Genomic DNA, 24,195 nt, shown 5'->3' on the forward strand with positions numbered 1-24,195 from the left:
CGGGTGACCCACATTGCCTGGCTGGGCAAGAAATCCCCCTTCTGCGGCAACGTCACCTACGGCCTCACCACGACCCATGCCCTGCGGCTCCGGGGCCATGGCATCAGCTTCATCCACTTCGACACGCGACCCGGCCCGGAGCGACCGCTGACCCGCCGGGGGGCTGAGGGACGCCAACGGGACAGGGGCGGCCCCCTCCTGGCCTCCCCCCCGCTGGAGCTGAGCAGCAGCCCCGCCGGCGGAGCCCCGCCGGCCCTGGGGATCGCCGATCTGGACAGCCCGGGACCGGAAGTCTCCCTCCCCTACCTGGTCAAATCCCAGGTGTACACGATTCCCTCACCGGGAGCGCAACGGGAGCTGAGGGAATCCCTCGAGCGGCTGCGCCCCGACCTGGTGCACGCCAGCCTCACCCTCTCCCCCCTGGACTTCCGCCTGCCGGACCTCTGCCAGCAGCTGGGCCTTCCCCTCGTCGCCACCTTTCATCCCGCCTTCGACGCCAGCCTGCGCAACCTCACCGCCGGCACCCAGCAGCTCACCTACCAGCTCTATGCCCCCTCCCTGGCCCGCTTCGACCGGGTCATCGTGTTCTCCGAGCTGCAGGCTGAGGTGCTGATCCGCCTGGGTGTGGGGCCGGAGCGGCTGGCGGTCATCCCCAATGGGGTCGACACCAGCACCTGGCGGCCTGCCACCGAGGACCCCTCGCCGGAACTCTGCGAGCTGCGCCGGCGTTTCATGGGCCGGCGGGTGTTCCTGTACATGGGGCGTGTTGCCACCGAGAAGAATGTGGAGGCCCTGCTGAAGGCCTGGCGGCTGGTGCGCCCCAGCGGCTGTGTGCTGCTGATCGTCGGCGACGGCCCCCTGCGTTCTGCCCTCCAGGGCAACCACGACGAGCCGGATGTGGTGTGGTGGGGCTACGAGCCCAGCCTGCCGATGCGGGTGGCGCTGCAGCAACTGGCGGAGGTGTTCCTGCTGCCGTCCCTGGTGGAAGGCCTGTCCCTCGCCCTGCTGGAGGCCATGGCCAGCGGCACGGCCTGTGTCGCCACCGACGCCGGGGCCGATGGGGAGGTGCTGAACGGTGGCGCCGGCATCGTGATCAGCACCCAGGGGGTGACCACCCAGCTGCGCACCCTGCTGCCGGTGCTGCGGGATCAGCCGGTCCTCACTGCCGAACTGGGCCGACGGGCCCGCGGCCGGGTCCTGGAGCGCTACACCCTCGAGGGGAACATCGACGCCCTCGAACGCCTCTACGCCGAGGTGGTCGGCCAGGGCCATCTGGCCGCCTGAAACCACCCAGCGCCGGCGGCCCCGGGGGTGTGACGCTCACGCCGGGTCGGCGATGGCCTCCTCCAGGCCGCGGCCGACGGCTGTCGTCAGGTCCTCGACGGCCCGACGCCGGTCGCGGCGGTAGTCCCCCCGGCGGGCCGTCACATCGATCGGCGTTCCCAGCCGGATGCGCGCCTGGAGCGGCCCCAGATCCGGCGGCGGGTCCTCCGGGCGCCCCTCGATCCAGACCACGGCCCGCCAGAGAATCTGAAGCAGCTCGGCATAGCGGTCGGGGCTGGGCTTGGCGGCCACGTAGGTGCCGCTGATGGCGGCGAAGGGTTCGACCAGCCGCATGTGGCCCAGAGCCAGGGCCGCCTCAGCCGCGGTCCAGTCCGCCAGACTCCGGTCCACCGGCGAGAGGGCGTCCAGATCGGCGCGGTACATCCGCTCCCAGGCGGCCTGCTCGATGCGACGGCAACGGTCCTGGAGGCTTCCCTGGGAGCGGAGGCCGAAGGGCCGCTCGGCCATCTCCAGGACCCGATGCCGCAACGAGGTCAGGCGGTCCTGAAACGTGCCGGTCGGCTCCAGGACCAGCCCATGGGCCCGCCCATAGAACCCTTCCAGGGCGATCAGCAGCCCTTCGGCCACCGCCAGAAACCGCCCATAGCGCGCCTCTGAACCGTCACTCGCGGCCGCCGGCTTGGCCTCGAGGCCCAGGCGTCCCTCCAAAAGGGCCAGAAACCGGTCGATCCTGGTCCAGTCGGGCCGCCGCAGGCCATAGCGCAGACCGAGGGGCACGACCATCACCCGTTCCTCGCGGCCCTCGGCCTCCAGGTCCTCACAGGCCCAGAAGGCCATCTGGGCCAGACCGGGTTCGAGGGGACTGATCAGCTCGCCGTGGTCGTTGGTGGCCCCCTCCGGCGCGATCGCCAGGGGGAAGGGCCCGTGGACCGCCAGGTCGCGGGCGGCGCGCAGGGCCTGCCGATCGAGTTTGCCCCGCTGGATCGCAATGCCCCCCAGATGGCTCAGGACCCAGCCCACCAGGGCACCGGCCCAGAGGGGAATGCCCCGGTCGTAGAGAAACTGGCAGTGCACCGGACGGCGCAGCTCCAGTCCGATCCGCCGGGCGGCCCGCGGCAGGGCATGCCAGAGGAGCCAGGCCATCAGCAGGGGATCGCGGGTGCTGGGATGCCGGAAAGCCACCAGCAGCCGGATCCGACCCTGCTGCTGGGCGGCATAGAGCCGGGCCAGATCCTCCACCCCCTCCGGGCGGACCTGCTGCACGCCTCTGCGGCGCAGCAACAGCGGAATCAGCAGGCTGATGGCCCGCCGGAGCCAGGGGGTGTAGGCGGGCGGCACGAAGGCCAGGGATGGGCCGGCGCCCTGAAGCGTGAGTCTGGGCATGGGCGATGGCTCCGGTCAGGCCAGCTCGGCACAGCAGGCGGCAAAGGCGGCCGCGGGGTCAGGTGAGGCCGTGATCGGCCGGCCGATCACCAGATGGCTCGCTCCGGCGGCGATCGCCTGGGCAGGGGTGAGCACCCGGCGCTGGTCGCCGGCCGCCGAACCCGCCGGCCGGATGCCCGGGGTGACGAGCGTGAAGGGGGCCGGATGGGCGGCCCGCAGCGAGCTGACCTCGTGGGGTGAGCACACGGCACCGGCGATGCCGGCGGCGGCGGCCAGAGCGGCCAGCCGCGGCACGTAGTGCTCCAGGGGCTCCCCGATCGCCAGCTCCGCCGCGAAGGAATCGGCCTCCCAGCTGGTGAGCACCGTCACCGCCAGCAGGGTGGGCACGGGCAGATCCGCTTCCTGCGCCGCGTCCACCGCCGCCGCCTGGGCCGCCGCCAGGGCCCGGCCCCCCGCGGCCGCATGCACCGTGATCATCCGGGCGCCCAGCCGGGCGGCACTGCGGCAGGCTCCCGCCATGGTGGCGGGAATGTCGTGGAACTTCAGATCCAGGAACACCTGCAGACCGAGCTCCTGCAGGCGGCTCACGATCCCGGGGCCCGCGGCGACGAACAGCTCCAGGCCCACCTTCACCCAGCGCAGCTCGGGCAGCGCGCGCGCCAAGCGACAGGCCGCCTCGGGGTCCATGCCATCGAGGGCGACGATGATGGCGTCGGCCGGGGACGGTGGGGCCTGGATGGGTTCGGCAAGCATGGAGTCCGGGACCACCGGCACGGGCAGCACTACGGCGAACCCTAGGCAGGTCCAGGAGTTCAGCCGAGCACCAGGCGGCGGAAGGTCTTCTTGCCGAGCTGCAGCACCTTGCCCGCCAGCTCACTGGAGACCGCGAACTGCTGGTTGGGGTCGGCAAGCCGCACACCATCCAGTTTCACCGCGCCGCCCTGGATCTGGCGGCGCGCTTCACTGCTGCTGGAACAGAGGTTGAGGGCACTGAGCAGGTAGAAGGCCTTGGCGGGAAAGTTCACGCCGCTGAGGGAGACCTCGGGCACCTCCGCGGTGGCGGCACCCTGCCCGGCCGCTCCGGCCACCAGGGAGGCCGCGTCGTGCTGGGCCTGCCGGGCAGCTTCCAGACCATGGCGCTGCCGGGTGATGTCGAGGGCCATCGCCTTCTGCCGCTCGCGGGGATTGGCCGGCAGGGCTTGCGGATCGAGGTCCGTGAGCAGGGTCAGGTACTCCTCCACGGCCTGGTCCGGGACCTTCTCGAGCTTGGAATACATCGACAGGGGATCCTCCGAGAGGCCCACGGTGTTGCCGAGGCTCTTGCTCATCTTCTGCACGCCATCCAGCCCGGGCAGGATCGGCAGCAGCATGCCGAACTGGGGCCTCTGCGCGAAGTGGCGCTGGAGATCGCGGCCCATCGCCACATTGAACTTCTGGTCCGTGCCCCCCAGCTCCAGATCGGCCTGGATGGCCACCGAGTCGTAGCCCTGCAACAGGGGATAGAGGAACTCGTGCAGCGAGATCGGGGTGCCGGAACCGTAGCGGCGGGAGAAATCCTCCTTGGCCAGCATCTGGCCGACGGTGGACGTGGCCAGCAGGCCGATCACCTCCGGCAGCGCCAGGCCCGCCAGCCACTCGCTGTTGCGGCGCACCTCGAGGCGACCCGGGGTTTCGAAGTCGATCAGGGAGCGCTCCTTCGGCTGGCCCAGACCCAGCTGCAACAGGTAGGTCTCGGCATTGGCCTCCACCGCGGCGGCGCTCAGCTGAACCCGCGTGGCACTCTTGCCGCTGGGATCGCCGATGCGGGCGGTGAAGTCGCCGATGATCAGCACGGCGGTGTGTCCGGCGTCCTGAAAGGCCCGCAGCTTGCGGAACAGGATCGAGTGGCCCAGATGGATGTCAGCGCCGGTCGGGTCGATGCCCAGCTTCACCCGCAGCGGCCGGCCGGCCTGCTCGGCCTCCCGCAGGCGGTGCGCCAGGGATCCATCGGTGGCTTCGGGGCCATCCGATCCCGGCCCGGAGGGGGCCGGGAAGAGGTCCGCTACGCCGCGCTCGATCCAGGAGGGCAGATTCCATCCGCCGTCTGCCATCAGCTCCTCCCGTGGGCACCCAGCTCAGTGGCGGATCGTACGCAGCGGGGGCCCGTCAGGGCTGGGCCTCGAGCTGGCCCTTCATCCGCTCCAGGGTGCGGTGCATCTGATCGAACATCGTCTCGGGGGTCAGGCCGAACTGGCCGAGCTGGGTGCGCAGCTGCTCCACCGTGAGCTTGGCCTGGAAATCCTCGGAGAGCTCGAAGCGCTTCATGAAGACCCGGTAGCGCTCCATCATTTCCTCCATCCGCTCGATGTAGAGCTTCTTCCCCTCCCGATCGAACTTCCCGTACTCCCCACCGAGTTCCATCAGCTGCTGGTAGTCGAGGAACAGCCGCTTGGCCTCGTCCTGGACGATCTCGGAATCGAAGAAGGCCATCGGCAACCAACCGGCACAGTGCTGCGATCCACCAATTGTGAGGACTCCATCACGCCCTGGGGAGTGCGGATTGGCGTAATCCCGACAGAGCGGTGACACGCCCGGCTTCGCTCAGCAGCATGGAGGCGTTGGGGCCACTGGCCTGGCGTGGACTACACCCCTCTCCTCGATGGCATGCGGGACCGTGGCCGGCAGATCGGTGGCCTGCTGCACGATGCCCGGCTGGTGCTCTGCACCGCCAACCGGGTGGCCCTCAGTGTCTTTGTGGGAGGAGCCCAGAGCTCCAGCCGGGTCGTCGGGGCCGCAACCACCGCCGCCGAGGGGATCGGCCTGGTGGAACGGCTCAGCCCCACCCTGGTGGTCGCGAGCGATGTGCTCGAGCAGGGTGATGGCATCAGCCTCGTGATCGACCTGAAGGCCCGCTGGCCCAGCCTGCAGACGCTGCTGGTGGTGAGCCGGGAGCAGCGGCATCAGCGCATCCAGGCCGCCATCGCCGCCGGATGCGAAGGGGTGCTGCCGGAATCGCGGTTGGGGCAGGGGGCCGCGCTGGCGGCCCTGCATGCGGTCAGCGGTGGCGGCATCTACGTCGACCGCCAGCTGCGCCCCGCCTTCCGGAACGTCCACCGCGACTGTGCGCCGCTCGAGACCCTCACCGCACGGGAGCGCGACGTGCTCACCCTGGTGGCGCGGGGCAACAGCAACAGTGCCATCGGCCAGGCGCTGCATGTCTCCCCCGACACGGTGAAGACCCATCTGCGGCACGTGATGCGCAAGCTTCCGGCCCGGGACCGCACCCATGCCGCGGTGCTGGGGCTGTGCTGGGATCTGATCGAATGGCCCGATCCCTGATCGCCTCGCTAGGTTCGGCCCTGAGTCCTGGTTTCCATCCACCCATGGCCCGCCGCCACTGGCTGGATCCGCTGGCTCGCCAACTGCTCGTGGCCACGGGCCAGATCCCCCCTTCGCCTCCCCCGGAGCCATCCGGCCCGAGGGCCGATGGCAGGCCTGACGGCACCCTCCCGAAGCCCGGGGATCCCACCCCCCAGCAAGCCTGGGATGACCCGGACGACACGGTGGAACGGGAGCTGCTGGCGCTGAAGCTGCGCCAGAACCCCGCCCTGGGCCTCCAGGATGCCCAGGAGGTCCGCCACGCGGCAGCCCTGGGCTGGCGGCTGGATGTGAACCGCGCCACGGCGGCCGACTGGCTGCGCCTGCCGGGCATCACCAGGGACCAGGTGGATCTGCTGCTGCGGCTGCAGGACTGCGGCGTGCAGCTGAGCGGTCCCGAGGACCTGCACCGGGCGCTCGACTGGCCGCCGGAGCGCATCGAAGCCTGGCGGCCCATCCTGGAGTTCCGCTGGTACAGCGAACCGCCTCCGGCCCGGGAGCCCCGCCCGCGGATCGATCTGAACCAGGCCAGCCCGGCCCAGCTGGCCGACCTCGGGCTGACCCCCGCGCAGGCCGATCGCCTGCGGCGTGAACGCGGCCGTCGCCCCTTCCAGGATCTGGCGGACCTCCAGCGGCGCCTGCAGCTGCCGGTCCCGATGGTGGAGGGCTGGCTCGGCCGGGTGCAGTTCAGCACCTGCCCCCCAGGCCCGGTGCTTCCCCCCGCCCGCCGGGAGTAGGCCATGGCCAGGCAGGGCGAACTCTTCCCCAGCACCAGGCTCGCCCAGTTCCCTCCGGGTGGGGAGAGCCTGCCCCTGCTGGCCCACCAGCTGCTCGACTGGCAACGGCGCCTGGCGGACCACCAGGGGCCCCTGTTCGCCGGTGGCGGATCGGGGAGTCTGCAGCCCAGCCTGTTCGACGCGGGCCTCCAGGGGCGGCCCCACCCGCGGGAGGAGCCGGTGGATGCCGAGCAGGCAGGGGCCCAGCTCAATCCCCTGCTCCTGCAGGCCCAGTCGCTGTCCTTCTGGCGATGGCCCAGGGCGCCGCAACGGGGGGCGGCCCTCTATTTCGTGACCGATCACTGCCCGGTCCTGGCGGCGGACCTGCTGCTCTATGTGGGCGAAACCGGCCAGGCAGCCCAGCGCTGGAAAGGGGAGCACGACTGCAAGCACTACCTGGCGGCCTACAGCGAAGCCCTGGCGAAGGCCCAGCTCAGCGGCCAGCTGAGCATTCGCTTCTGGCTGGATGCCCCCCAGGCCGTCCGGCCCCGCCGGGCCCTCGAGCAGGCGCTGATCCGCCGCTGGCTGCCGCCGTTCAACAAGGAGACCCGGCAGCGCTGGGCGACGCCATTCACCGCCGGAGACGACCCCTGACGCTGGCTACGATCACGTTTCGATCGGCCGGCCCATGGAGTTTCGTTGCATCGCTGATTCCCTGAGCAGCTGCCTGGCTGGATGGGCGGGCGACTGTCTGGCGATCGGCCTGTTCAGCGCCGACGAGGCCGGGCCGGTTCACCCCGTCCGAGCGACCCTGGAGTCCGCCCTCGGTGCCAGCCTGTGGCCCAGCCTGGAGCGCCGCCGCTTCCTGGCCAAGCCGGGGGAGTGTGTCAGCTTCGAGCGGCTGGGCGAGGCGCCCCAGACGCTCATCCTGGTCGGCCTCGGCGGAGCGGCGGACTGCGATCTGGCCGTGGTCCAGCAGGCCGCGGCGGTAGCCGCACGGGCCGCGGCCGCCAGCGGTGCCAGCCATCTGGGTCTGGCCCTGCCGGTCGAGGGCCTTGAAGCGGGCCTGGCCGCCCGCGCCATGGCGGAGGCCGTGCGCCTGGGCCTCTACGACGACCAGCGCTTCAAGGGTGAGCCCCAGCCGAAACCGCAGCCCGACCGGGTGAGCCTGATCGGCCTGCCCGCCGCCGCGGCCGGCGCCCTGGCCTCGGTGGATGCCACCTGTGCCGGAGTGGAACTGGCCCGCCAGCTGGTGGCGGCTCCGCCCAACGTGGCCACCCCCCAGCACCTGGCGGACACGGCCGCGGCGATCGCCGCAGCCCATGGCCTCGATCTCAAGGTGCTGGAGCGCGCCGACTGCGAGGCCCTGGGCATGGGTGCCTACCTGGGGGTGGCCCAGGGATCCGATCTGCCCCCCAAGTTCATCCACCTCATCTACAGGCCCGAGGGCGTCGCCAGCCGAAGGGTCGCCCTGGTGGGCAAGGGCCTCACCTTCGACTCCGGGGGCTACAACCTCAAGACGGCCGGGTCCCAGATCGAGATGATGAAATACGACATGGGGGGCAGCGCCGCCGTGCTGGGCGCCGCCCGGGCCATCGGCCAGCTGCGACCGGCGGGCGTGGAAGTGCATGTGATCGTTGCCAGCTGCGAAAACATGATCAGCGGTGGTGCCGTCCACCCCGGGGACATCGTCACGGCCTCCAACGGCAAGACGATCGAGATCAACAACACCGACGCCGAAGGTCGGCTCACCCTGGCGGATGCGCTCGTCTACGCCTGCAGACTCGAGCCTGACGCGATTGTCGATCTGGCCACCCTCACCGGCGCCTGCGTGATCGCCCTGGGCGAGGAGATGGCCGGCCTCTGGTCCAACCATGACCAGCTGGCCCAGGCGCTGGTGGATGCCGGACGGTCCGGCGGCGAAGACCTCTGGCGCATGCCCCTGCGACCCTCCTACAAGAAGGGGCTGAAAAGCAGCTACGCCGACCTGAAGAACACCGGTCCCCGGCCGGGTGGTTCGATCACCGCCGCCCTGTTCCTGCAGGACTTCGTGACCAAGGGATTGCCCTGGGCCCACCTGGACATCGCCGGAACCGTATGGAGCGACAAGGGTCGGGGGGTCGATCCGGCGGGCGCCACGGGCTTCGGCGTCAGGACCCTGGTGCAGTGGGTCTGCGGCGGCGCTCCGCTGAAGGCCGACACCTAGGTTTGGGCGAGAGACCCGAGGCTGGAGCCGATGGCCGTCAAGAAGATTCGCTGGTACGTCAAGGCCCAGCTCGGGGTGCTCCTCCTGCCGGCCGGCCTGTGCCTGTTCGGCGAAGCGGTGATCCGCAAGGGCATCCAGGTTCTGGCCGCCTCAGGACGGGTGGAGGGGATGAACAACCCGGGGCCGTGGTTCTGGTACGGCACCTTCGGGCTGATCCTGATCAATGCCGGGGTGGGCCTGATGATCGAGAGTGGCTTGCTGCGGGGCTACCCGCGCCAACCCTGAAGCCAGAGGTGGTGCGGGCTGCCGGCCAGGCGCAGGGCTGAAGCCTTGAGCGCTGGAGGCACGATCGCACCGCGCTGGAGGGGCAACCTCCCTCAGGCTGCGACAGGACTCTGACGGTCGTCTCCACCGTCCAGCTGGTCCTGGAGATCCGCCGGCGACTCCAGGGCATGGATCTGCCAGCGGGCGCGGTCGCCGCACAGGGGCAGCAGACGATCCAGATCGTCGGCCGCCTGCTTGGGACTGCCGTAGGGCCCGATGTGCCGGGTCTGCAGACCTTCTCGGATGGTCAGCAGATACATACAGGGCTCTGCTCAGCTGCAGGGATCACGGTAAGGCCCCCGGACCGATCTGGGTAGGCCCCAGCGCCAGTTGCCGCAATCGTTCCGAACGGCCGTTCCGCCGTTGAAGGACCGGGGCTGCGCCGCATCTCCCCCGCCCTGACCAGCCGCAGGGCCACCCGCCGGTCAGGATCGGGTCATGGTCCGGGCGCAGGCCCCGCCGTCCAGGGGACGCCGGAGCGGGCCCGCGGCCCCCAGACCGCATCCAGACGGCGGTCACGGCCGCAGGCCCATCGGTAGTAGGTGTACTGGATGGCCTGGCGCTCGGCGTAGTTCTGGTGGTAGCCCTCGGCGGGCCAGAACCGATCCAGGGGTTGGATGGCGACCTTCAGGGCTGAGACCGGAACAGCCAGCTCAGAGGCCGCCGACTCAAGGCTCTGGCGGGCCTGGAGCTCCTGCTCGGAGCCGCGGGGAAAGATCACCGGTCGGTAGGAGTCTCCCCGGTCGCAGAACTGCCCGCCCGCGTCGAGGGGATCGATCTGGCGCCAGTAGTGGCGCAGCAGGGCGGCGTAACTGAGCTGCGCCGGGTCGAAACGCACCAGCACAGCCTCCTGATGGCCGGTACCGCCAGCCGACACCTGGGCGTAGGTCGGGCGCTCCAACCGTCCGCCGCTGTAGCCGCTGATCGCCTCCACCACGCCGGACTGCACCTCGAGATCGTGTTCCAGACACCAGAAACACCCCCCGGCGAACACCGCTTCCTGGAGCGGCGCCGCCGCGGCCGACAACGGTGCCAGCGTGAGCAGGGCGATCAGGCCGAGGATGAGCAGGCCGTGCCGAAGGGTGGCGGCCCAAGCCCGCAGGGGGCCTCTGTCCGGCAGGCGGCTCCCCGCCCGGCAGGGTGGCGCCCTCATGAGGGGGCCAGCACCTGGTCGAGGATGGCCGCCGCCGCCCGCTGGGTGACGCCGGGCTCCCCCAGCTCCGAGCGCAGCCGGCGGTAGCCCTCCAGCATGGTGGCGTGGGCGGCGCTCCCCGCCTGGAGCAGGGGCTTGGCCTCCCGCACGATCGCCTCGGGGGTGAGGTCGGCCTGCAGGAGTTCCGGCACGAGCCGTTCCCCCAGCACCAGATTCACCGGCGAGATGTGCGGCACGCTGAAGCGGAGGATGTGACGGGCCACGAAGGCCGTGGCCGCACTGACCCGGTAGACCACGACCTGGGGAACCCCTCGCAGGGCCAGTTCCAGGTTCACGGTGCCGGACTTGGCCAGGGCGAGATCGGCGGCGGCGCAGAGGGCCGGCTTGAGCCTGTCGGCGTCCACGGCGGAGATCACCAGCGCACGCACACCGGCCTTGTCCAGCTGACGGGTGATCTGGGCCTCGAAGCCCGAGAGTCCGGCGGGCACCACCACCTGCAGATCCGGCTGGGCGCGCTGGAGCTCCGCCGCCGCCGCGACGATCTGGGGGAGCATGTAGCGCAGTTCCTGCCGTCTGGAGGCGGGCATCAGGAGCAGCACCGGCGCATCATCGGCCAGGCCGAGTTCCGCCCGGGCCTCGCGACGACTCGGCGGATCGCCCACCGTGTCGAGCAGGGGATGGCCGACATAGGTGACATTCGCCCCGCGACAGCCGTAGTAGCGGGCCTCCTCCTGGAAGATCGCCAGGATCTGGTTGGTGAAGCGGATCAGATTGGTGCGCCCCTCATCCCCGAACTTGAAGGCCCATTCCTGGGGAGCGATGTAGTAGGTGACCGGAACCTCGGGGAACTTGCGCTTCAGTCGCAGCCCCAGATTGACGTTGGGCCCCATGTAGTCGATCAGCACCACACCGTCGGGAGCGGCTCCGCGGAACCAGCGCCTGAGCCGCCGCTGCAGCCGCAGCGTGGGCAGCACGAAGGGGATCGCCTCCAGCAGGCCGATCGCCCCCATGCGGGTGGTGTTCGCCAGCAGTTCCGCTCCCGCCCGTTCCATGCGCTCCCCACCGAGGGCCACCACCTGGAGTTCGAGCCCGCGCCGGCGGGCCTCCTGATGGAGGGCCTCCACCAGCAGGGCCCCCTGCAGATCGCCGGACACCTCGCCCGTGCTGACCAGCAAGCGCAGCATCAGCGCGCTCCGGGGATCGGACCCCGGCGCGAGGGCTGCAAGGATCCTTCCAGAAAGGCCACCAGGGTCTCAGCGGCAGCCGTCAGGGGCTCGGCCCTGAGCTGGCCGAGGGCCTCGGCCAGGGTCAGGCCTCGGCGGTAGAGCAGGGTCCAGGCCCGCCTGAGATCCTCGGACTGGCGACCGTCGTCGAGGTCCATGAGGCCGCTGCGGCGCAGCCCGATCTTGTTCAGGGCCCGCACGCGGGACGGATGGCCTTCCACCAGGCAGAAGGGCGGCACATCCCGTTCGATCCGGCTCATGCCCCCCACCATCGCCAGGGTGCCGATCTGAACGAACTGGTGGATGCCGAGCACGCCGCCGATCACCGCCCGGTCACCGATCACCACGTGGCCGGCCACGGCGACACCGTTGGCGATCACGATCCGATCCCCCAGATCGCAGTTGTGGCCGAGGTGGCTGTAGGCCATCAGCAGGTTGCCGTCACCCACCCTGGTCTGCTGGTGGTCGGTGGTGGCACGGTTGATGGTGACGCATTCGCGGATGGTGTTGCCATCACCGATCACCACCTCGGTGGGATCACCGGTGTACTTGAGATCCTGGGGTTCGAGTCCGATGCAGGCACCGGGAAAGATGCGGTTGTCCCGCCCGATCCTCACCCGTCCGTCGATCACCACATGGGGGCCGATGCGGCTGCCGCTGCCGACCCGCACCTGCGGACCGATCACCGCGTAGGGCCCGACCTCCACGCCCTCCGCCAGTTCGGCCCGCGGATCGACCACCGCAGTGGGATGGATCATGGTGGCCATCAGTCCACCAGCGAAAACATCAGTTCGCCGGAGCAGGCCAGCTCCCCATCCACCGTGGCCTCGGCCGCCACCTTGCCGAAACGCTTGCGCTTGAGGCTCAGCAGTTCGCAGCTGATCAGCAGCTGATCCCCGGGTACGACGGGACGACGAAAGCGCACCCCGTCGATCCCGGCAAACACGAAGAGCCCCTTGGGCAGATCGGGCATCTGGGTGACGATCAGCCCCCCCACCTGGGCCATCGCCTCGACGATCAGCACCCCGGGCATCAGGGGGCGGCCGGGGAAATGCCCCTGGAACTGGGGCTCATTGAAGGTGACATTCTTGATCGCCACCGCGCGCTTGCCAGGCTCGTGGGCGATCACCCGATCCACCAGAGCGAAGGGATAGCGGTGGGGCAGGAGACCCTGGATCTGCTCCGCATGGAGCACGATGCCCGGGGAGCTGGCAGGAGCCGGGGAGGAGGAGGCGGACAAGGGGGTCAAGCAGAGAACGGCGAACGGGGAAGGTCCGCCAGGGCAGCGGCCAGGGCGGTATGGAGGCCATGGGAGCCGCGGTAGGCAAACACATGGGCCCTTGGCAAACCGACCAGCGCCAGATCACCCATCAGGTCGAGGATTTTATGGCGCACCGGTTCATCGGCAAATCGCAGGGGGGGATTCAGCCAGCGGTCGCCGTCGCACACCAGCGCATTATCGAGGGCGCCCCCCTGGATCAAGCCGGCGGCGCGGAGCTGATCGACCTGGGAGCGCAGACCGAAGGTCCGGGCCGGCGCGATGGCTTCCACAAACGCAGCAGGGGTGAGCTCCAGGGAGAACAGCTGGCGGCCGATGGCCGGGTCCGTGAACTCGATGGCCGCGCCCAGCCGCAGGCCCGCAGCGGGGATCGCGGTCACGAACCCCGGCCCCCGGCTCACCGTGAGGGGCTCACGCAGTTCCGGCATGGCGGAGGGAAGCTCCAGGGGCTGACAGCCGGCTTCCGCGATGGCCTCCACCCAGGGGAGGGCCGATCCATCCAGCAAGGGGATCTCATGGCCCTCGACCAGGATCTCTGCCTGGGTGATGCCCGTACCGGCCAGGGCCGCCAGCAGATGTTCCACGGTGGCGAGGCGCCGCTGGCCCAGCTGCAACGCGGTGCAGAGCGTGGTGTCCTGCACCCTTCCTGGGTGCAGGCGCACGAGGGGCAGGTCGGGCTGATCCAGCCACCCGAGCCAGTAGCCGGGCCGCTCGGCGGGCTGGAGCCTCACCCGACCCTCCTGACCGCTGTGGAGGCCGACACCGTGCCGCTCGGCCGTGCCGGCCAGGGTGAAGGTCCCGGCGTAGTCAGCTGGCCATGGCCCCACTAGAACTTCCAGCCCACACCAAGGTTGAAGCGCCAGTTGTCGGTGAAGTCCTCTGTCGCCACTTCCAGCCTCAGGGGGCCGACAGGGGTGGTGACGATCACGCCGATGCCCGGCGAGAAGCCATCGCCCTTCTTGCCCAGCAGACCGCCGGGGTTGCCCGGGATGTCCCCCTGGGTGCCGAAGGTGGTGCCGGCGTCGAAGAAGACGGAACCGCTGACGATGCTGAACAGGGGAAACCGGTACTCCGCCGTGAACTCGCCGTAGGCCTTGCCGACCCCCAGATCGCAGTCGGCGTAGCCACGCACCGAATTGCCGCCTCCCAGGCAGAAGGCCTCGTAGGGAGGGATCTCGTCACCGATCAGGGCGCCGCCCGAGACCTGGAAAGCCAGGGCCTGCTTGCAGTCGCGGGTTTCGCCGGGCTTGGGACGGCAACCCTTGTAGATCTTCAGCCAATTGACCGGGATGTACTGGGTGAAGGTGGTGCGGACCCGGTTGAAGGTGGGTGAATCGTTGCCCACGGAGAGGAACTGCTCGGTGCCCACGCTGAAGAAGTTGCCGCGGGTGGGGTTGCGGGGATCATCGAGGGAGCTGTAGGTCGTGCCGACCCTGAAACTGAGCAGCTGGTTCTCCGAGGCGCAGTTGTAGGCCAGACAGATGACCTGGCGGCTGGGAACCCTCACCGGCTGGCGGAGGTCGTCGTCCACACCGATCACGGCCTGGGAGTACTTGTCGCCCGAGAAGTTCATCGGGGTGACTTCCTGGCCGCCGAAGGCCAGGATCAGGTTCCAGGGGGCTTTCTTGTAGGGATCCCCACCGTTGAAGGGCCGCACGAACTGGACATTCGCCCCAACCCGCTGGATGGCGACGCTGTCGAAATTGGTGCGGACCTCCGCGAACGGTCCGGAGGTGTCGACGGGGCTGTTGGTGACGACATCGAAATCAGCCCCGCTGAAATCCTGCCGGTTGAAGTTGAGGTCCGTGTCGTCGCTTCGGAAGATCTGGGGCACTTCCCGGCTGAAGAAGATCCGGGTGCGGAAGGAGGTCCGGAAGCGATCCCCCTTGATCCAGGGGTCCGTGAAGGTGATGTCGCCGAGGCCGCCGTACTGTCCGTAGGAAAAGTTGGTGCCGAGATTCCAGGCCCGCCCGGCCAGGTTGCTTTCCTGCAGCTGGATCTGACCGAAGACCCCCTGGTTCTGGCTGTAGCCCACACCACCTGAGATCGAGCCGGTGGATTGCTCGACCATCCCGAGCACGATGATGACCTTGCCCGGCTCGGCAGGCACGGGCTTCAGGGTGACCTTGACATCGCCGAACAGCCCAGTGCCATACAGGCGACGGATGTCTTCCTCCAGCTTGCGGCGGTTGAAGAGGTCCCCGGACTTCATCGAGATTTCCCGGGTGATGACCCAGGGCTTGCTCTTGCCGCGGATCGGCTCGCCCTTCTCATTGGTGGCGGAGCCCTCCTTGTTGAGGAACTGCACCTCCACCCCTTCCACGGTGCCTTCGCGCACCAGCAGTTCAACCGTGCCGTCGGGACTGACCCGGCTGGGGCCGGTGACCCGGGCCAGGGAGTATCCCTGGTCGGCGTACCACTTCTGCAGCTCCTGCATGCGGGACTGCAGGGAGTTGAGGTTGAGCGTCTTGCCGTAGTCCGCCGCGAAGGTGTCCTGGAGCACCTGGTCGGGGAGCTGGAGCTCAGCGGGCTCCAGGCTGATCCGCTGCAACACCGGGTTGGCCACCACCGCAACGATCAGCCGCACCCCGAGCGGGCCGTCAACCGGCTGGATGCGCACGTCGGAGAACCAGCCGGTGGCATAGATCGCCGAGAGGTCGGTCTGCAGTTCACTGCGGGTGACCTTGGTGCCGGGGGTCACGGCCATCGCGGCGTAGGCCGCCAGCTCAAGACGCTCCCGCTCGGGGTGGTCATCGAGGCCCTCGATGACGATCTCGGCGATCTGAACCCTGGGCTCGGCGGGGGCCTCTTCACCGACCTCGGGGGAGGCGGCACCGGGTTGATCGGTCCCGGCCGGGGGCTCCGCAGCAGCAGGGGCGGCGGCCGGGGGATCGGCAGCAAACGGGTCGACGCCCGGGGAGGTATCGGCCGGCGCCTCTGCGGGCGCATCCGCCTGGGGGGCTACCGCTGGGGTGTCCGCGGGTTGTTCAGCCGGAGCCTCCGCTCCGGGCTGGTCCTGCGCCAGGGCCGGAGAGGCCACCAGAAGCGCCGCACCCAGCAGAGGCAGTGCAGCCTTCAAGCCCAGCGAACCGACCATGAGTGTCACGAACGGAGCGGCTGGGCCGCAAATGCGGTGACCTTACCTATAGAACCGCGGTTCGGGACACACCCCTTGGATCCGTTTGAGAACCTGCCCATAGGCCTCGACAACCCCGCCGAGGTCCTGGCGGAATCGGTCCTTGTCGAGAATGCGGTCCTGCAGGTCGTCGGTGGCCCGATCCCAGAGGCGACAGGTGTCAGGGCTGATTTCATCGGCAACGACCAGCTGCTGATCGGCGGTCAGCCCCAGTTCGATCTTGAAGTCCACCAGCTCCAGATCGATGCGGCCGAAAAGCTCCAGGAGGGCGGCGTTCACCTGGCGGGCCAGCTGCTCGAGGCGATCCCGCAGATCGGTGTCGAGGATGCCGAGCAGCGCCAGCCGGGCATCCGTGAGCAGCGGATCGCCCAGGGCGTCGTCCTTGTAGTACAGATCCAGCAGGGGGGAGGGCAGGCGGGTTCCGGAGGCGACCGGAAGCTGCTGGCAGAGCGAACCCGCCGCCAGGTTGCGGATCACCACCTCGATGGGAATGATCTCCACGGGGCGCACCAGCATCCAGCGCCGGGAGGCCTCGCCCTCGGCCAGGCCCAGGTAGTGGGTGGGGATGTCGCGACTGGCCAGCCATTCGAAGACCAGGGCCGAGATCCGGCAGTTGAGGGGCCCTTTGCCCTCCAGCTGGGCTTTCTTGAGGGCATTGAAGGCGGTGGCGTCATCCTTGTACTCGACCGCCACCAGGTCGGGCCGATCCGTGCGATACACCCGTTTGGCCTTGCCCTCGTGCAGCAGCGGACCGATGGTGTAGGTGCTCATGGCAGGGGAGTCGGGGAGGTGCCGGCGGCGTGGCCTCCGGGATCGCGGGGCGAGCGCAGCTGGGTCTCCAGATCGCGGGTCCGGGCCGGATCGGAAGCCAGTCTTCGCCGCAACAGCCACTCACCGTACGCATCGTCGATCCGGGCGCTGAGGCGCAGCCGCCGCTCCAGGGCCAGCGTGGACTCCGGTCCCGATCCGGCCTCCTTGCCAAACTGGCCCGTGTCAAGCCGCCCCGTGCCCAGCTGCTGGTCGAGCAGCTGGGCGACCAGCCCCCAGGCACCACTGTCGGCCGCCTGCTCGAGCGCCCGTTCGAGCAGGGTGTCGCGGGTCTCGCGGTCGAGCTGGGCCGCCAGGGCCACGGCGCGACCCCAGCGGGCGGCCGTCGCCTCACCCGGAAGGCGGCTGGCCAGCAACACTTCGGCCGCCTCGGCGGGCCGACCGAGGCTCTCGAGATGATCCGCCAGCACATCCAGGGCGGGACGGGTCACCGTCCGGTGGCCGGAGGACGCGACCAGCGGCAGCTGCAGAGCTTCGAGATTCGCCGGATCACCCTCGGCGAGCCAGCGGAGCGCCTGGGCCGCCAGGCGGTGGTCCAGCCCCGCATCGGCTGCCTGCCACTGCAGAAGAAGCCAGATCCGGCGGTCCGGACCGGGGGCAGGACTGTGCCGGCTCAGCACCTCGAGGGCCCCCACGGGGGCCTGGCAGACGAGCAGGGCCTCGGCCGTGGTGAGCACCTCGAGCAGGGTGGAACGGGGCGACCGACGGGACAGCAGCTGCTCCTGCACGTCGCGCAGCCGATCGAGGTCCCTGGCGCCGATCGCCTCGCGGCAGCTGGCCACGGCCGCCATCCCGGCCGTGTCAACCGGAAGACCGGAGGGCGCCGTCCGGCCCGGGGATCCCAGCAGGCCGGAGCCCAAGGCCAGGAGGGCCACCCAGCCCCTGCAGGCCAGGGCCGAGGATCGCAGAAGGCCAGCCGCCATGCCGGGGAAGACGTGCAGGTGAAGATGGTCGTGGGGTCTGCCGGAATCGCGCAGACATCCCGCACAACCTAGGGGAGTCCTGAGCTCCCGTTCCACCCGCACTCCCTGAGCCCGATGGCCCCTGAGGCAGCACCGCAGCCGCTCCGCATCCTGGTCGTGGGTGGCGGCGGACGGGAGAACGCCCTGGCCTGGGCGCTGCGGCGCTGCCGTGGTGTCGAGGCCGTCTGGGTGGCCCCGGGGAACGGCGGCACCCCCGATCTGGCGAGCTGCGGCCAGCTGGCCATCGCCGAAACCGACCAGGACGGGCTGCTCGGGGCCTGCCGGGAGCACGCGGTCAACCTGGTGGTGGTGGGTCCGGAAGCCCCCCTGGCGGCAGGGCTGGCCGACCGGCTGCGCGCGGCGGGCATGCCGGTGTTCGGCCCGGGGGCGGAGGGTGCCCGGCTCGAGGCCAGCAAGCAGTGGGCCAAGGCGCTGATGCAGGAGGCCGGGGTGCCCACCGCCGGCCATTGGCCCGCCGCCAGTCGGGAGGAAGCCCACGCGATCCTGGCCGCCCAGGGCCGGCCGCTGGTGGTGAAGGCCGATGGTCTGGCCGCCGGCAAGGGCGTGACGGTGGCGGAAACCCTCGAGGAGGCCCGGGCTGCCATCGATGCCATCTTCGCCGGGCGCTTCGGCCAGGAGGCCACGCTGGTGCTGGAGGAGCGCACCCATGGGCCGGAGATCTCCGTGTTCGCCCTCACCGACGGGCAGCGCCTGGTCCTCCTGCCAGCGGCGCAGGACCACAAGCGCATCGGGGAGGGCGACACCGGCCCCAACACCGGCGGGATGGGGGCCTACGCGCCGGCTCCGCTCCTGGATGCCGCAGGCCTCGACCAGGTGAGGCAGCAGGTGCTGGAGCCAACCCTGCGGGCCCTCAGGGCCCGTGGCATCGACTACCGCGGAGTGCTCTATGCGGGGCTGATGCTGACCGAGACCGGGCTGAGCGTGATCGAGTTCAACTGCCGCTTCGGCGACCCTGAGTGCGAAACGCTGATGCCCCTGCTGGGCCCCGAGCTGGCCCAGGTGCTGCTGGCCTGTGCGGAGGGCCGGCTGGACCAGGCCCCTGAGCTGACCATCGCGGCGGGCTGCAGCGCCTGCGTGATTGCCGCGGCCGAGGGGTACCCCGGCACGATCCGCACGGGGGATCCGATCGAAGGGGCGGCAGCGCCGGCGGAACGCCTCCAGATCTTCCATGCGGGAACCCGCCGCGATGCGGATGGCACCTGCCGCAGCAGCGGCGGCAGGGTGCTGGCGGTGGTGGCCCAGGCCGACGGGTTCGACGCGGCCTTCGCCCAGGCCTATGCCGGCCTGGAGCAGGTGCACTTCGCCGGCATGACCTACCGCCGCGACATCGGCCATCAGGTGCGCACCCCCCAGAGCCCATGAACAGCGACGCGCCCAAGGACCAGCTGAGCGCCTGGCGGCGGGCCCTGGCCCGGTGGTGGGCCGAGTTCAGTCTCCAGACCAAGCTGCTGGCCGTGGCCACCCTGGTGGTGAGCCTGCTGATGACCGGGATCACCTTCCTGGCGCTCAACGGCATCCAGCGGGATGCCCGCATGAGCGACACGCGCTACGCCAGGGATCTGGGTCTGCTGCTGGCAGCCAATGTCAGCCCGCTGGTGGCGGAGGGCAACGACCGGGAGCTGGCCTCGGTGGCCGAACGGTTCTGGCGTTCCAGCCGCAGCCTGCGTTACATCTTCTTCGCCGACCCCGACGGGATCATCTACCTCGGCATCCCGATCGGCGGAACATCCGGCGGGAGTGAACTGCTGCTCAGCCGCCGGCTGGAACTGCCTCCGGACATCCAGCGGCGCCCGGAGAACCCGCTGATCCGCCAGCACCTCACCCCGGACGGCCAGGTCACCGACGTGTTCGTGCCGATGGTGAGCGAAGGGCGCTACCTGGGGGTGCTGGCCCTGGGCATCAATCCCAACGAAACCCTCCTCGCCAGCGCCGCCCTGACCCGGGAGGTGACCGTGGCCGTGTTCATCTCGATCTGGGTGCTGGTGATCCTGGGGGCGGTCTTCAACGCCCTCACGATCACCCGCCCTGTCAAGGAATTGCTGCGGGGGGTGCGCCAGGTGGCCGGCGGCAACTTCGAAGCCCGCATCGCCCTGCCGATGGGGGGCGAGCTCGGTGAGCTGCTCGAGGGCTTCAACACCATGACCGCACAGTTGGAGGCCTACAAGGCCGCCAACATCGAGGAACTCAAAGCGGCCCAGGTGAAACAGGAGTCGTTGATCGCCACCATGGCCGATGGGGCCGTGCTGCTCGACGCCTCAGGCGCCCTCGTGCTGGCGAACCCGACGGCACGGCGCCTGTTCCGCTGGGAGGGGCGCAACCTGGAGGGCAATCAGCTGATTCCCGAACTGCCGGAACGGCTGGCCCTCGAACTGAGCGCGGCGCTCGACAATGTGACGAGCAGTCAGCAGGATGCCGCTGACGTGCGCTGCAGCTTCGGCGAGCCGCCCCGCACCCTGAGGATCGTGCTGCAATCCGTGCGGGACGCGAGTGGGGAATCCCTCAAGGGGATCGCCATGACGATCCAGGACCTCACCCGCGAGGTGGAGCTGAATGCTGCCCAGAGCCGGTTCATCAGCAACGTCTCCCACGAATTGCGCACCCCCCTCTTCAACATCAAGAGCTACGTGGAGACCCTCCACGACCTCGGGGATCAGCTCAGCGAGGAGGAGACCAGGGAGTTTCTCGGTATCGCCAACGCCGAAACCGATCGACTCACCCGCCTGGTCAACGATGTGCTGGATCTCTCCCGACTGGAATCCGAGCGGGAATGGAATTTCGAAGCCATGGAGGTGGGTCCGGCCATCGAGCAGACCCTGCGCACCTACCGGCTCAATGCCCATGAGAAAGGCGTGAATCTGCTGTTCGAAGCCGATTCCCAGCTGCCGCGCGTGCTGGGCAACTGGGACCTGCTGCTGCAGGTCTTCGACAACCTCGTGGGCAATGCGCTCAAGTTCACTCCCAAGGACGGCCAGGTCGTGCTGCGGGCTTACCCATGGCCGGACCTCTGCCTGCTCAGTCCGGCCGGTCAGCCGGAGGAGGATCATCCCCGCTGCGAACTGACCTCCCCGCTGCCGCGCCTGAGGGTCGAGATCGCCGACAGCGGCTGCGGCATTTCCGAAGCCGACCAGGAGAGGATCTTCGAGCGCTTCTACCGGGTGGAGAACGCGGTTCACATCGAGGCGGGTACAGGCCTCGGCCTCTCCATCGTTCGGGGCATCCTGGAAAAACACGGCACCCAGGTGAAGATGGCCAGCGAGCCGGGCGTCGGAACGGCGTTCTGGTTTGACCTCCCCCTCGAGGACTCCGATACTGACGAACTTCGCCTGATCACCGAGCGCCGCGGTCAGGAACGGGCGCTCGACTGGAGCACCGTGGCGGGCTGAACCCAGCCCCAGCCCAGGCCAGATCACAAGGGCTCAGCGGTCGTCGTCGGCCACCCCCCGCACGATGCGGGAGAGCTCACTGCGCTCATCCGTGTTGATCCTGTGGGGGACACCACTGATGATCCGCTCGAAGTTGGAGAAGGAGTCCTTGATCTCCGGACCATTGCCGGTGATCACGAACTCGCGGATGCCCTTGTCATGCCAGGAGCCTCGCATCTTGAACACGTTCAGGGCACGGGCCATCTCGCCACGGATCTCCACGTACTGGAGCAGCAGAATCGTATCGGTGATCGTGGAGATATGAGAGTCGGTGATTGAATGGCTACCCATGAACTCCTCAGAGGTGTTCGTGAAGAAACCGGCAATCTCCTCCTGCTTGGCATAACCGGTCACTCCGATCACGAACTGCCGAAAGGCATTGTGACTCACGCCGCGGGCCAGGGCACTGAGGGAATCGATCGCCATCCGGGACGGCTTGAACTGACCGATCTCGGTCTTGATGATCTGGAGATGGTCTTCCAACCCCGTGGACTCGGGGTAGGCACAGATGATCTTCAGCAGACCGTCCTGCTCCATCTGCTCGAAGTCGATTCCCCAGCTGGTGGCGTTACGCAGCAGCTGGGCCCGCGACTCCTCATAGGCGAACAGGATGGCGCGCTGCTTGCTGCGGCAGGCGTCCTCGACGAACTTGGACACCAGCAGGGTCTTGCCCGTACCCGTGGCTCCGGTGGCCAGAATGATGGAGTCCTTGAAGAAGCCTCCGCCACACATCTCATCCAGCTTGGGCACCCCGGAGCTCAGCCTCACGTTGGAGGAACGCTGGGTGAGGCGCATGGCCCCGAGCGGGAAGACGCTCATGCCATGGCTTCCCATGGTGAAGGGAAATTCACCCTTCATGTGCGTGGTGCCCCTCAATTTGAGGATCTCAACTGTTCGCCTTCTGCGCTCTCCCTCCAGGACATTCCGAAGAATGACGACATTGTCCGAGACGAACTCCTCGACTCCATAGCGGGCGATTGGACCGTATTCGTCAATGCGCTCGGTGGTCATCACCGTGGTGACGCCGATCTCCTTGAGCCTGGCAATCAGACGGAAGATTTCCCGACGCACCACGGATACGGCATCGTATTGCTGGAAAACAGCGGTGATCGAGTCAATGGCAACACGACGTGCTTTGTACTTGCGAATCGCGTAGTTGATGCGCTCAATCAACCCTGAGAGGTCAAAGTTTCCGGCCACATCCTGGCCATCTGGGTCTGGCGACGCATCAAGAATGAAGAGCTTGTCCTGCTCCAGCATCTCCTGGAGATTCCAGCCAAAACTTGCAGCATTACGAAGAATATCGAGAGGAGACTCTTCGAAGGTGATGAAGATGCCTGGCTCCTTGTACTGGCGGATCCCGTTATAGAGAAAGTTCAGGGACAGAACCGTCTTGCCAGTGCCGGATGTACCGCTGATCAGCGTCGAGCGACCGATCGGCAGGCCTCCATGGCAAACATCATCGAATCCCTCGATCCCCGTGGGGAGCTTCTGCACCTGCATCAGGGCATCATCGAGGGGACTGGGTTCCTGCATTGCCGGCGGGGGGATGGGGAGAGGGAAAGGGTCAGGGTCGGGGGTTGAGGCCATCATCGGGCCGGTCACCATCAGGAGGCGTGGGTGACTGCAGTTCATCGGGCCTGTCCTCCACGTCCTCGGGAGCCTCCAGGCCCGACTCGAGGGCCAGCTCGTCAAACTGGGGATCGTCGGTCAGTTCGTCGTAGAGCAGATCCAGTCCGATCAGCACCCGTTCCCGGTCACTGAGATCCCCGATGATCCGCCGCACCGGCGGGGGCAGGATCTTGGTGAGGGTGGGCGTGGCCAGAATCTTGTCCTCTTCCGCGAGCTGGGGGTTCACCAGCACATCAATGACCTTGAGGGCGTAAACGCCCTTGAATTCAAGATCCAGGATGTTGCGCAGGGTCTTGAGTGCCCGCATCGAGTTGGGCGTATTACCTGCCACATAGAGCTTGAGGATGTAAGTCTTTCGGGGTGTCATGATAGGGAGTTGTAGGTTTCAGGCATCTTTAGGAAGGCGAACAAGTGGCACATCAGGGGGCACGGAGCGTCGATACATCTCACACAAATGAGCCATCACATCGAGCAGGGCAAGGCGATAGTCCTGAAGGAAGTCGCTCTTGTGGCCTTCGAAGCTGAGCTTCTTTGAGAAGGAATCGATGAGATCCATGTGGATCTGCACCGTTTTTGTAATTGGAAGGTCGCTGAAAAACGCAGTGTTAACAAAACTCTCCAGCGCCTGATTGGCAACGGATGGATTGCGGAAGTAGCTCAGCAGAAGATCCCGATAGGTGCGCTGCAGTGATTGCAACAGTTCCTCGCTCTCCGATGGCGGCAGATTGCGCAGAAATCTCGATGGGTCCCGCTTGTAGAAGACACCGAGCAGCCCCAGCCGGTCCCGAAGGCGATCGTCCAGGCGCCAGGCCATGGCCGCCGCGGGCTGGTCGCCGACGTCCGCGCCCCCTGCCGGAGCCCCGGCCTTGGCAGCCGTCTGGCCCGGGCTGGCCAGGCCCTGGCGCAGGAAGCGGGACACAGAGGCATCCAGGCTGTAACTGAGCTGCTCGAGCTGGTCCGGGGGCAAGCGCACCTCGGCCTCGTGGAAGGCGATCTCGCCGTTGACCTCGCCGATCACCACCGCGGGCCACACCAGCCCATGCTGGGTGAGGCCCTCGAGCTCACGCGGCGGGATCCCCCCCTGCTCGATCAGGAGGGCATCGACGTCCTCCCGCAGCCGATCCAGCTCCTGCACCGGATCGCCAGCGGGGTCGACAGGCACCAGGGAGTAGCGGCTGCTGGATAACCCGCGGGCCACGGCAGCCGCCAGGCTGGGATCACGGACGAGCAACGCAACGGTGAGGGCCGATTCGGGCATGGAAGAGCTAC

Annotated in this window: 23 protein-coding genes and 1 pseudogene; 8 read left to right on the top strand and 16 right to left on the bottom strand. The window is 68.6% G+C overall.

Annotation, left to right across the window (positions count from 1 at the left end):
- The first annotated feature begins 3 nt into the window (after positions 1-3).
- A complete protein-coding gene (locus ACLNEE_RS06370; protein ID WP_412006909.1) occupies positions 4-1,284 on the top strand; it encodes a glycosyltransferase family 4 protein in 1,281 nt (426 codons plus the stop codon).
- 36 nt (positions 1,285-1,320) lie between these two features.
- Here the strand turns inward: ACLNEE_RS06370 and ACLNEE_RS06375 are convergent, their stop codons facing one another.
- Genes ACLNEE_RS06375 through ACLNEE_RS06390 form a run of 4 tightly spaced genes read right to left on the bottom strand, consistent with a single transcriptional unit; the run spans position 1,321 to position 5,136 of the window.
- Positions 1,321-2,667, bottom strand: a complete 1,347-nt coding sequence (locus ACLNEE_RS06375) for a 1-acyl-sn-glycerol-3-phosphate acyltransferase (RefSeq protein WP_411421683.1) — start codon at positions 2,665-2,667, stop codon at positions 1,321-1,323.
- Between the two features lie 15 nt (positions 2,668-2,682).
- Positions 2,683-3,420: an orotidine-5'-phosphate decarboxylase gene (gene pyrF / locus ACLNEE_RS06380; protein WP_411421682.1), complete on the bottom strand. Its 738-nt coding sequence runs from the start codon at positions 3,418-3,420 to the stop codon at positions 2,683-2,685.
- Positions 3,421-3,479: 59 nt separating this feature from the next.
- Positions 3,480-4,757, bottom strand: coding sequence for a tyrosine--tRNA ligase (gene tyrS, locus ACLNEE_RS06385; RefSeq protein ID WP_411421681.1), 1,278 nt, complete (start codon positions 4,755-4,757; stop codon positions 3,480-3,482).
- A gap of 55 nt (positions 4,758-4,812) precedes the next feature.
- Complete coding sequence (locus ACLNEE_RS06390; RefSeq protein ID WP_411421680.1) at positions 4,813-5,136, bottom strand: DUF1825 family protein; 324 nt, start codon at positions 5,134-5,136, stop codon at positions 4,813-4,815.
- Positions 5,137-5,283: 147 nt separating this feature from the next.
- Here ACLNEE_RS06390 and ACLNEE_RS06395 point away from each other — a divergent pair, with 147 nt between their 5' ends.
- The 5 genes from ACLNEE_RS06395 to ACLNEE_RS06415 are packed head-to-tail and all read left to right on the top strand — an operon-like array spanning position 5,284 to position 9,231.
- Positions 5,284-5,985, top strand: coding sequence for a LuxR C-terminal-related transcriptional regulator (locus tag ACLNEE_RS06395; RefSeq protein ID WP_411421679.1), 702 nt, complete (start codon positions 5,284-5,286; stop codon positions 5,983-5,985).
- A gap of 44 nt (positions 5,986-6,029) precedes the next feature.
- Positions 6,030-6,761, top strand: coding sequence for a hypothetical protein (locus ACLNEE_RS06400; RefSeq protein WP_412006910.1), 732 nt, complete (start codon positions 6,030-6,032; stop codon positions 6,759-6,761).
- A gap of 3 nt (positions 6,762-6,764) precedes the next feature.
- Entirely contained in the window at positions 6,765-7,394 is a 630-nt protein-coding gene (locus tag ACLNEE_RS06405; RefSeq protein WP_411421677.1) for a hypothetical protein, read from the top strand.
- A gap of 34 nt (positions 7,395-7,428) precedes the next feature.
- Complete coding sequence (locus ACLNEE_RS06410) at positions 7,429-8,946, top strand: leucyl aminopeptidase (protein ID WP_411421676.1); 1,518 nt, start codon at positions 7,429-7,431, stop codon at positions 8,944-8,946.
- Between the two features lie 30 nt (positions 8,947-8,976).
- A complete protein-coding gene (locus ACLNEE_RS06415; protein ID WP_411421675.1) occupies positions 8,977-9,231 on the top strand; it encodes a hypothetical protein in 255 nt (84 codons plus the stop codon).
- Positions 9,232-9,323: 92 nt separating this feature from the next.
- Here the strand turns inward: ACLNEE_RS06415 and ACLNEE_RS06420 are convergent, their stop codons facing one another.
- From ACLNEE_RS06420 to ACLNEE_RS06460, 9 genes are all read right to left on the bottom strand, one after another.
- Positions 9,324-9,530, bottom strand: a complete 207-nt coding sequence (locus tag ACLNEE_RS06420) for a hypothetical protein (protein WP_411421674.1) — start codon at positions 9,528-9,530, stop codon at positions 9,324-9,326.
- 176 nt (positions 9,531-9,706) lie between these two features.
- Positions 9,707-10,423 carry a peptide-methionine (S)-S-oxide reductase MsrA gene (gene msrA / locus ACLNEE_RS06425; RefSeq protein WP_411421673.1) on the bottom strand — a complete coding sequence of 239 codons (717 nt, stop codon included), beginning with the start codon at positions 10,421-10,423 and terminating at the stop codon, positions 9,707-9,709.
- A complete protein-coding gene (lpxB, locus tag ACLNEE_RS06430; protein WP_411421672.1) occupies positions 10,420-11,607 on the bottom strand; it encodes a lipid-A-disaccharide synthase in 1,188 nt (395 codons plus the stop codon). Before lpxB ends, msrA begins: the two co-directional genes overlap by 4 nt.
- Entirely contained in the window at positions 11,607-12,413 is an 807-nt protein-coding gene (lpxA, locus tag ACLNEE_RS06435; RefSeq protein WP_411421671.1) for an acyl-ACP--UDP-N-acetylglucosamine O-acyltransferase, read from the bottom strand. The genes lpxB and lpxA overlap by 1 nt, the downstream gene beginning before the upstream one ends.
- A complete protein-coding gene (fabZ, locus tag ACLNEE_RS06440) occupies positions 12,413-12,886 on the bottom strand; it encodes a 3-hydroxyacyl-ACP dehydratase FabZ (RefSeq protein WP_411421743.1) in 474 nt (157 codons plus the stop codon). Before fabZ ends, lpxA begins: the two co-directional genes overlap by 1 nt.
- 5 nt (positions 12,887-12,891) lie before the next feature.
- Positions 12,892-13,752, bottom strand: coding sequence for a UDP-3-O-acyl-N-acetylglucosamine deacetylase (gene lpxC, locus ACLNEE_RS06445; RefSeq protein WP_411421670.1), 861 nt, complete (start codon positions 13,750-13,752; stop codon positions 12,892-12,894).
- Positions 13,752-16,004, bottom strand: coding sequence for a BamA/OMP85 family outer membrane protein (locus ACLNEE_RS06450; protein WP_412006911.1), 2,253 nt, complete (start codon positions 16,002-16,004; stop codon positions 13,752-13,754). The genes lpxC and ACLNEE_RS06450 overlap by 1 nt, the downstream gene beginning before the upstream one ends.
- A 60-nt stretch (positions 16,005-16,064) precedes the next feature.
- Positions 16,065-16,832: a phosphoribosylaminoimidazolesuccinocarboxamide synthase gene (gene purC, locus ACLNEE_RS06455; protein WP_411421668.1), complete on the bottom strand. Its 768-nt coding sequence runs from the start codon at positions 16,830-16,832 to the stop codon at positions 16,065-16,067.
- Positions 16,829-17,812, bottom strand: coding sequence for a hypothetical protein (locus ACLNEE_RS06460; protein ID WP_412006912.1), 984 nt, complete (start codon positions 17,810-17,812; stop codon positions 16,829-16,831). The genes purC and ACLNEE_RS06460 overlap by 4 nt, the downstream gene beginning before the upstream one ends.
- A 114-nt stretch (positions 17,813-17,926) precedes the next feature.
- On the opposite strand from ACLNEE_RS06460, the gene purD reads away from it, so the two are divergent.
- Both purD and ACLNEE_RS06470 read left to right on the top strand, forming a co-directional pair.
- Positions 17,927-19,234, top strand: coding sequence for a phosphoribosylamine--glycine ligase (purD, locus tag ACLNEE_RS06465; protein WP_411421666.1), 1,308 nt, complete (start codon positions 17,927-17,929; stop codon positions 19,232-19,234).
- The gene (locus ACLNEE_RS06470) at positions 19,231-21,255 is read left to right on the top strand and encodes an ATP-binding protein (RefSeq protein ID WP_411421665.1); all 2,025 of its coding nucleotides are present in this window, start codon (positions 19,231-19,233) and stop codon (positions 21,253-21,255) included. Before purD ends, ACLNEE_RS06470 begins: the two co-directional genes overlap by 4 nt.
- 33 nt (positions 21,256-21,288) lie before the next feature.
- On the opposite strand, the gene kaiC is transcribed toward ACLNEE_RS06470, so the two are convergent.
- The 3 genes and pseudogenes from kaiC to ACLNEE_RS06485 form a co-directional block, all read right to left on the bottom strand.
- Positions 21,289-22,830, bottom strand: a complete 1,542-nt coding sequence (kaiC, locus tag ACLNEE_RS06475; RefSeq protein WP_411421664.1) for a circadian clock protein KaiC — start codon at positions 22,828-22,830, stop codon at positions 21,289-21,291.
- Between the two features lie 169 nt (positions 22,831-22,999).
- Positions 23,000-23,293: pseudogene (gene kaiB, locus ACLNEE_RS06480) on the bottom strand (circadian clock protein KaiB); the annotation flags it as partial.
- An 18-nt stretch (positions 23,294-23,311) separates the two neighbouring features.
- Entirely contained in the window at positions 23,312-24,184 is an 873-nt protein-coding gene (locus ACLNEE_RS06485; RefSeq protein WP_411421663.1) for a circadian clock protein KaiA, read from the bottom strand.
- Between the last annotated feature and the right edge of the window lie 11 nt (positions 24,185-24,195).

Origin of the sequence: Aphanothece stagnina RSMan2012, assembly GCF_046764815.1 — a bacterium.
In the GTDB taxonomy this organism is placed as follows: Bacteria; Cyanobacteriota; Cyanobacteriia; order PCC-6307; family Cyanobiaceae; genus NIES-981.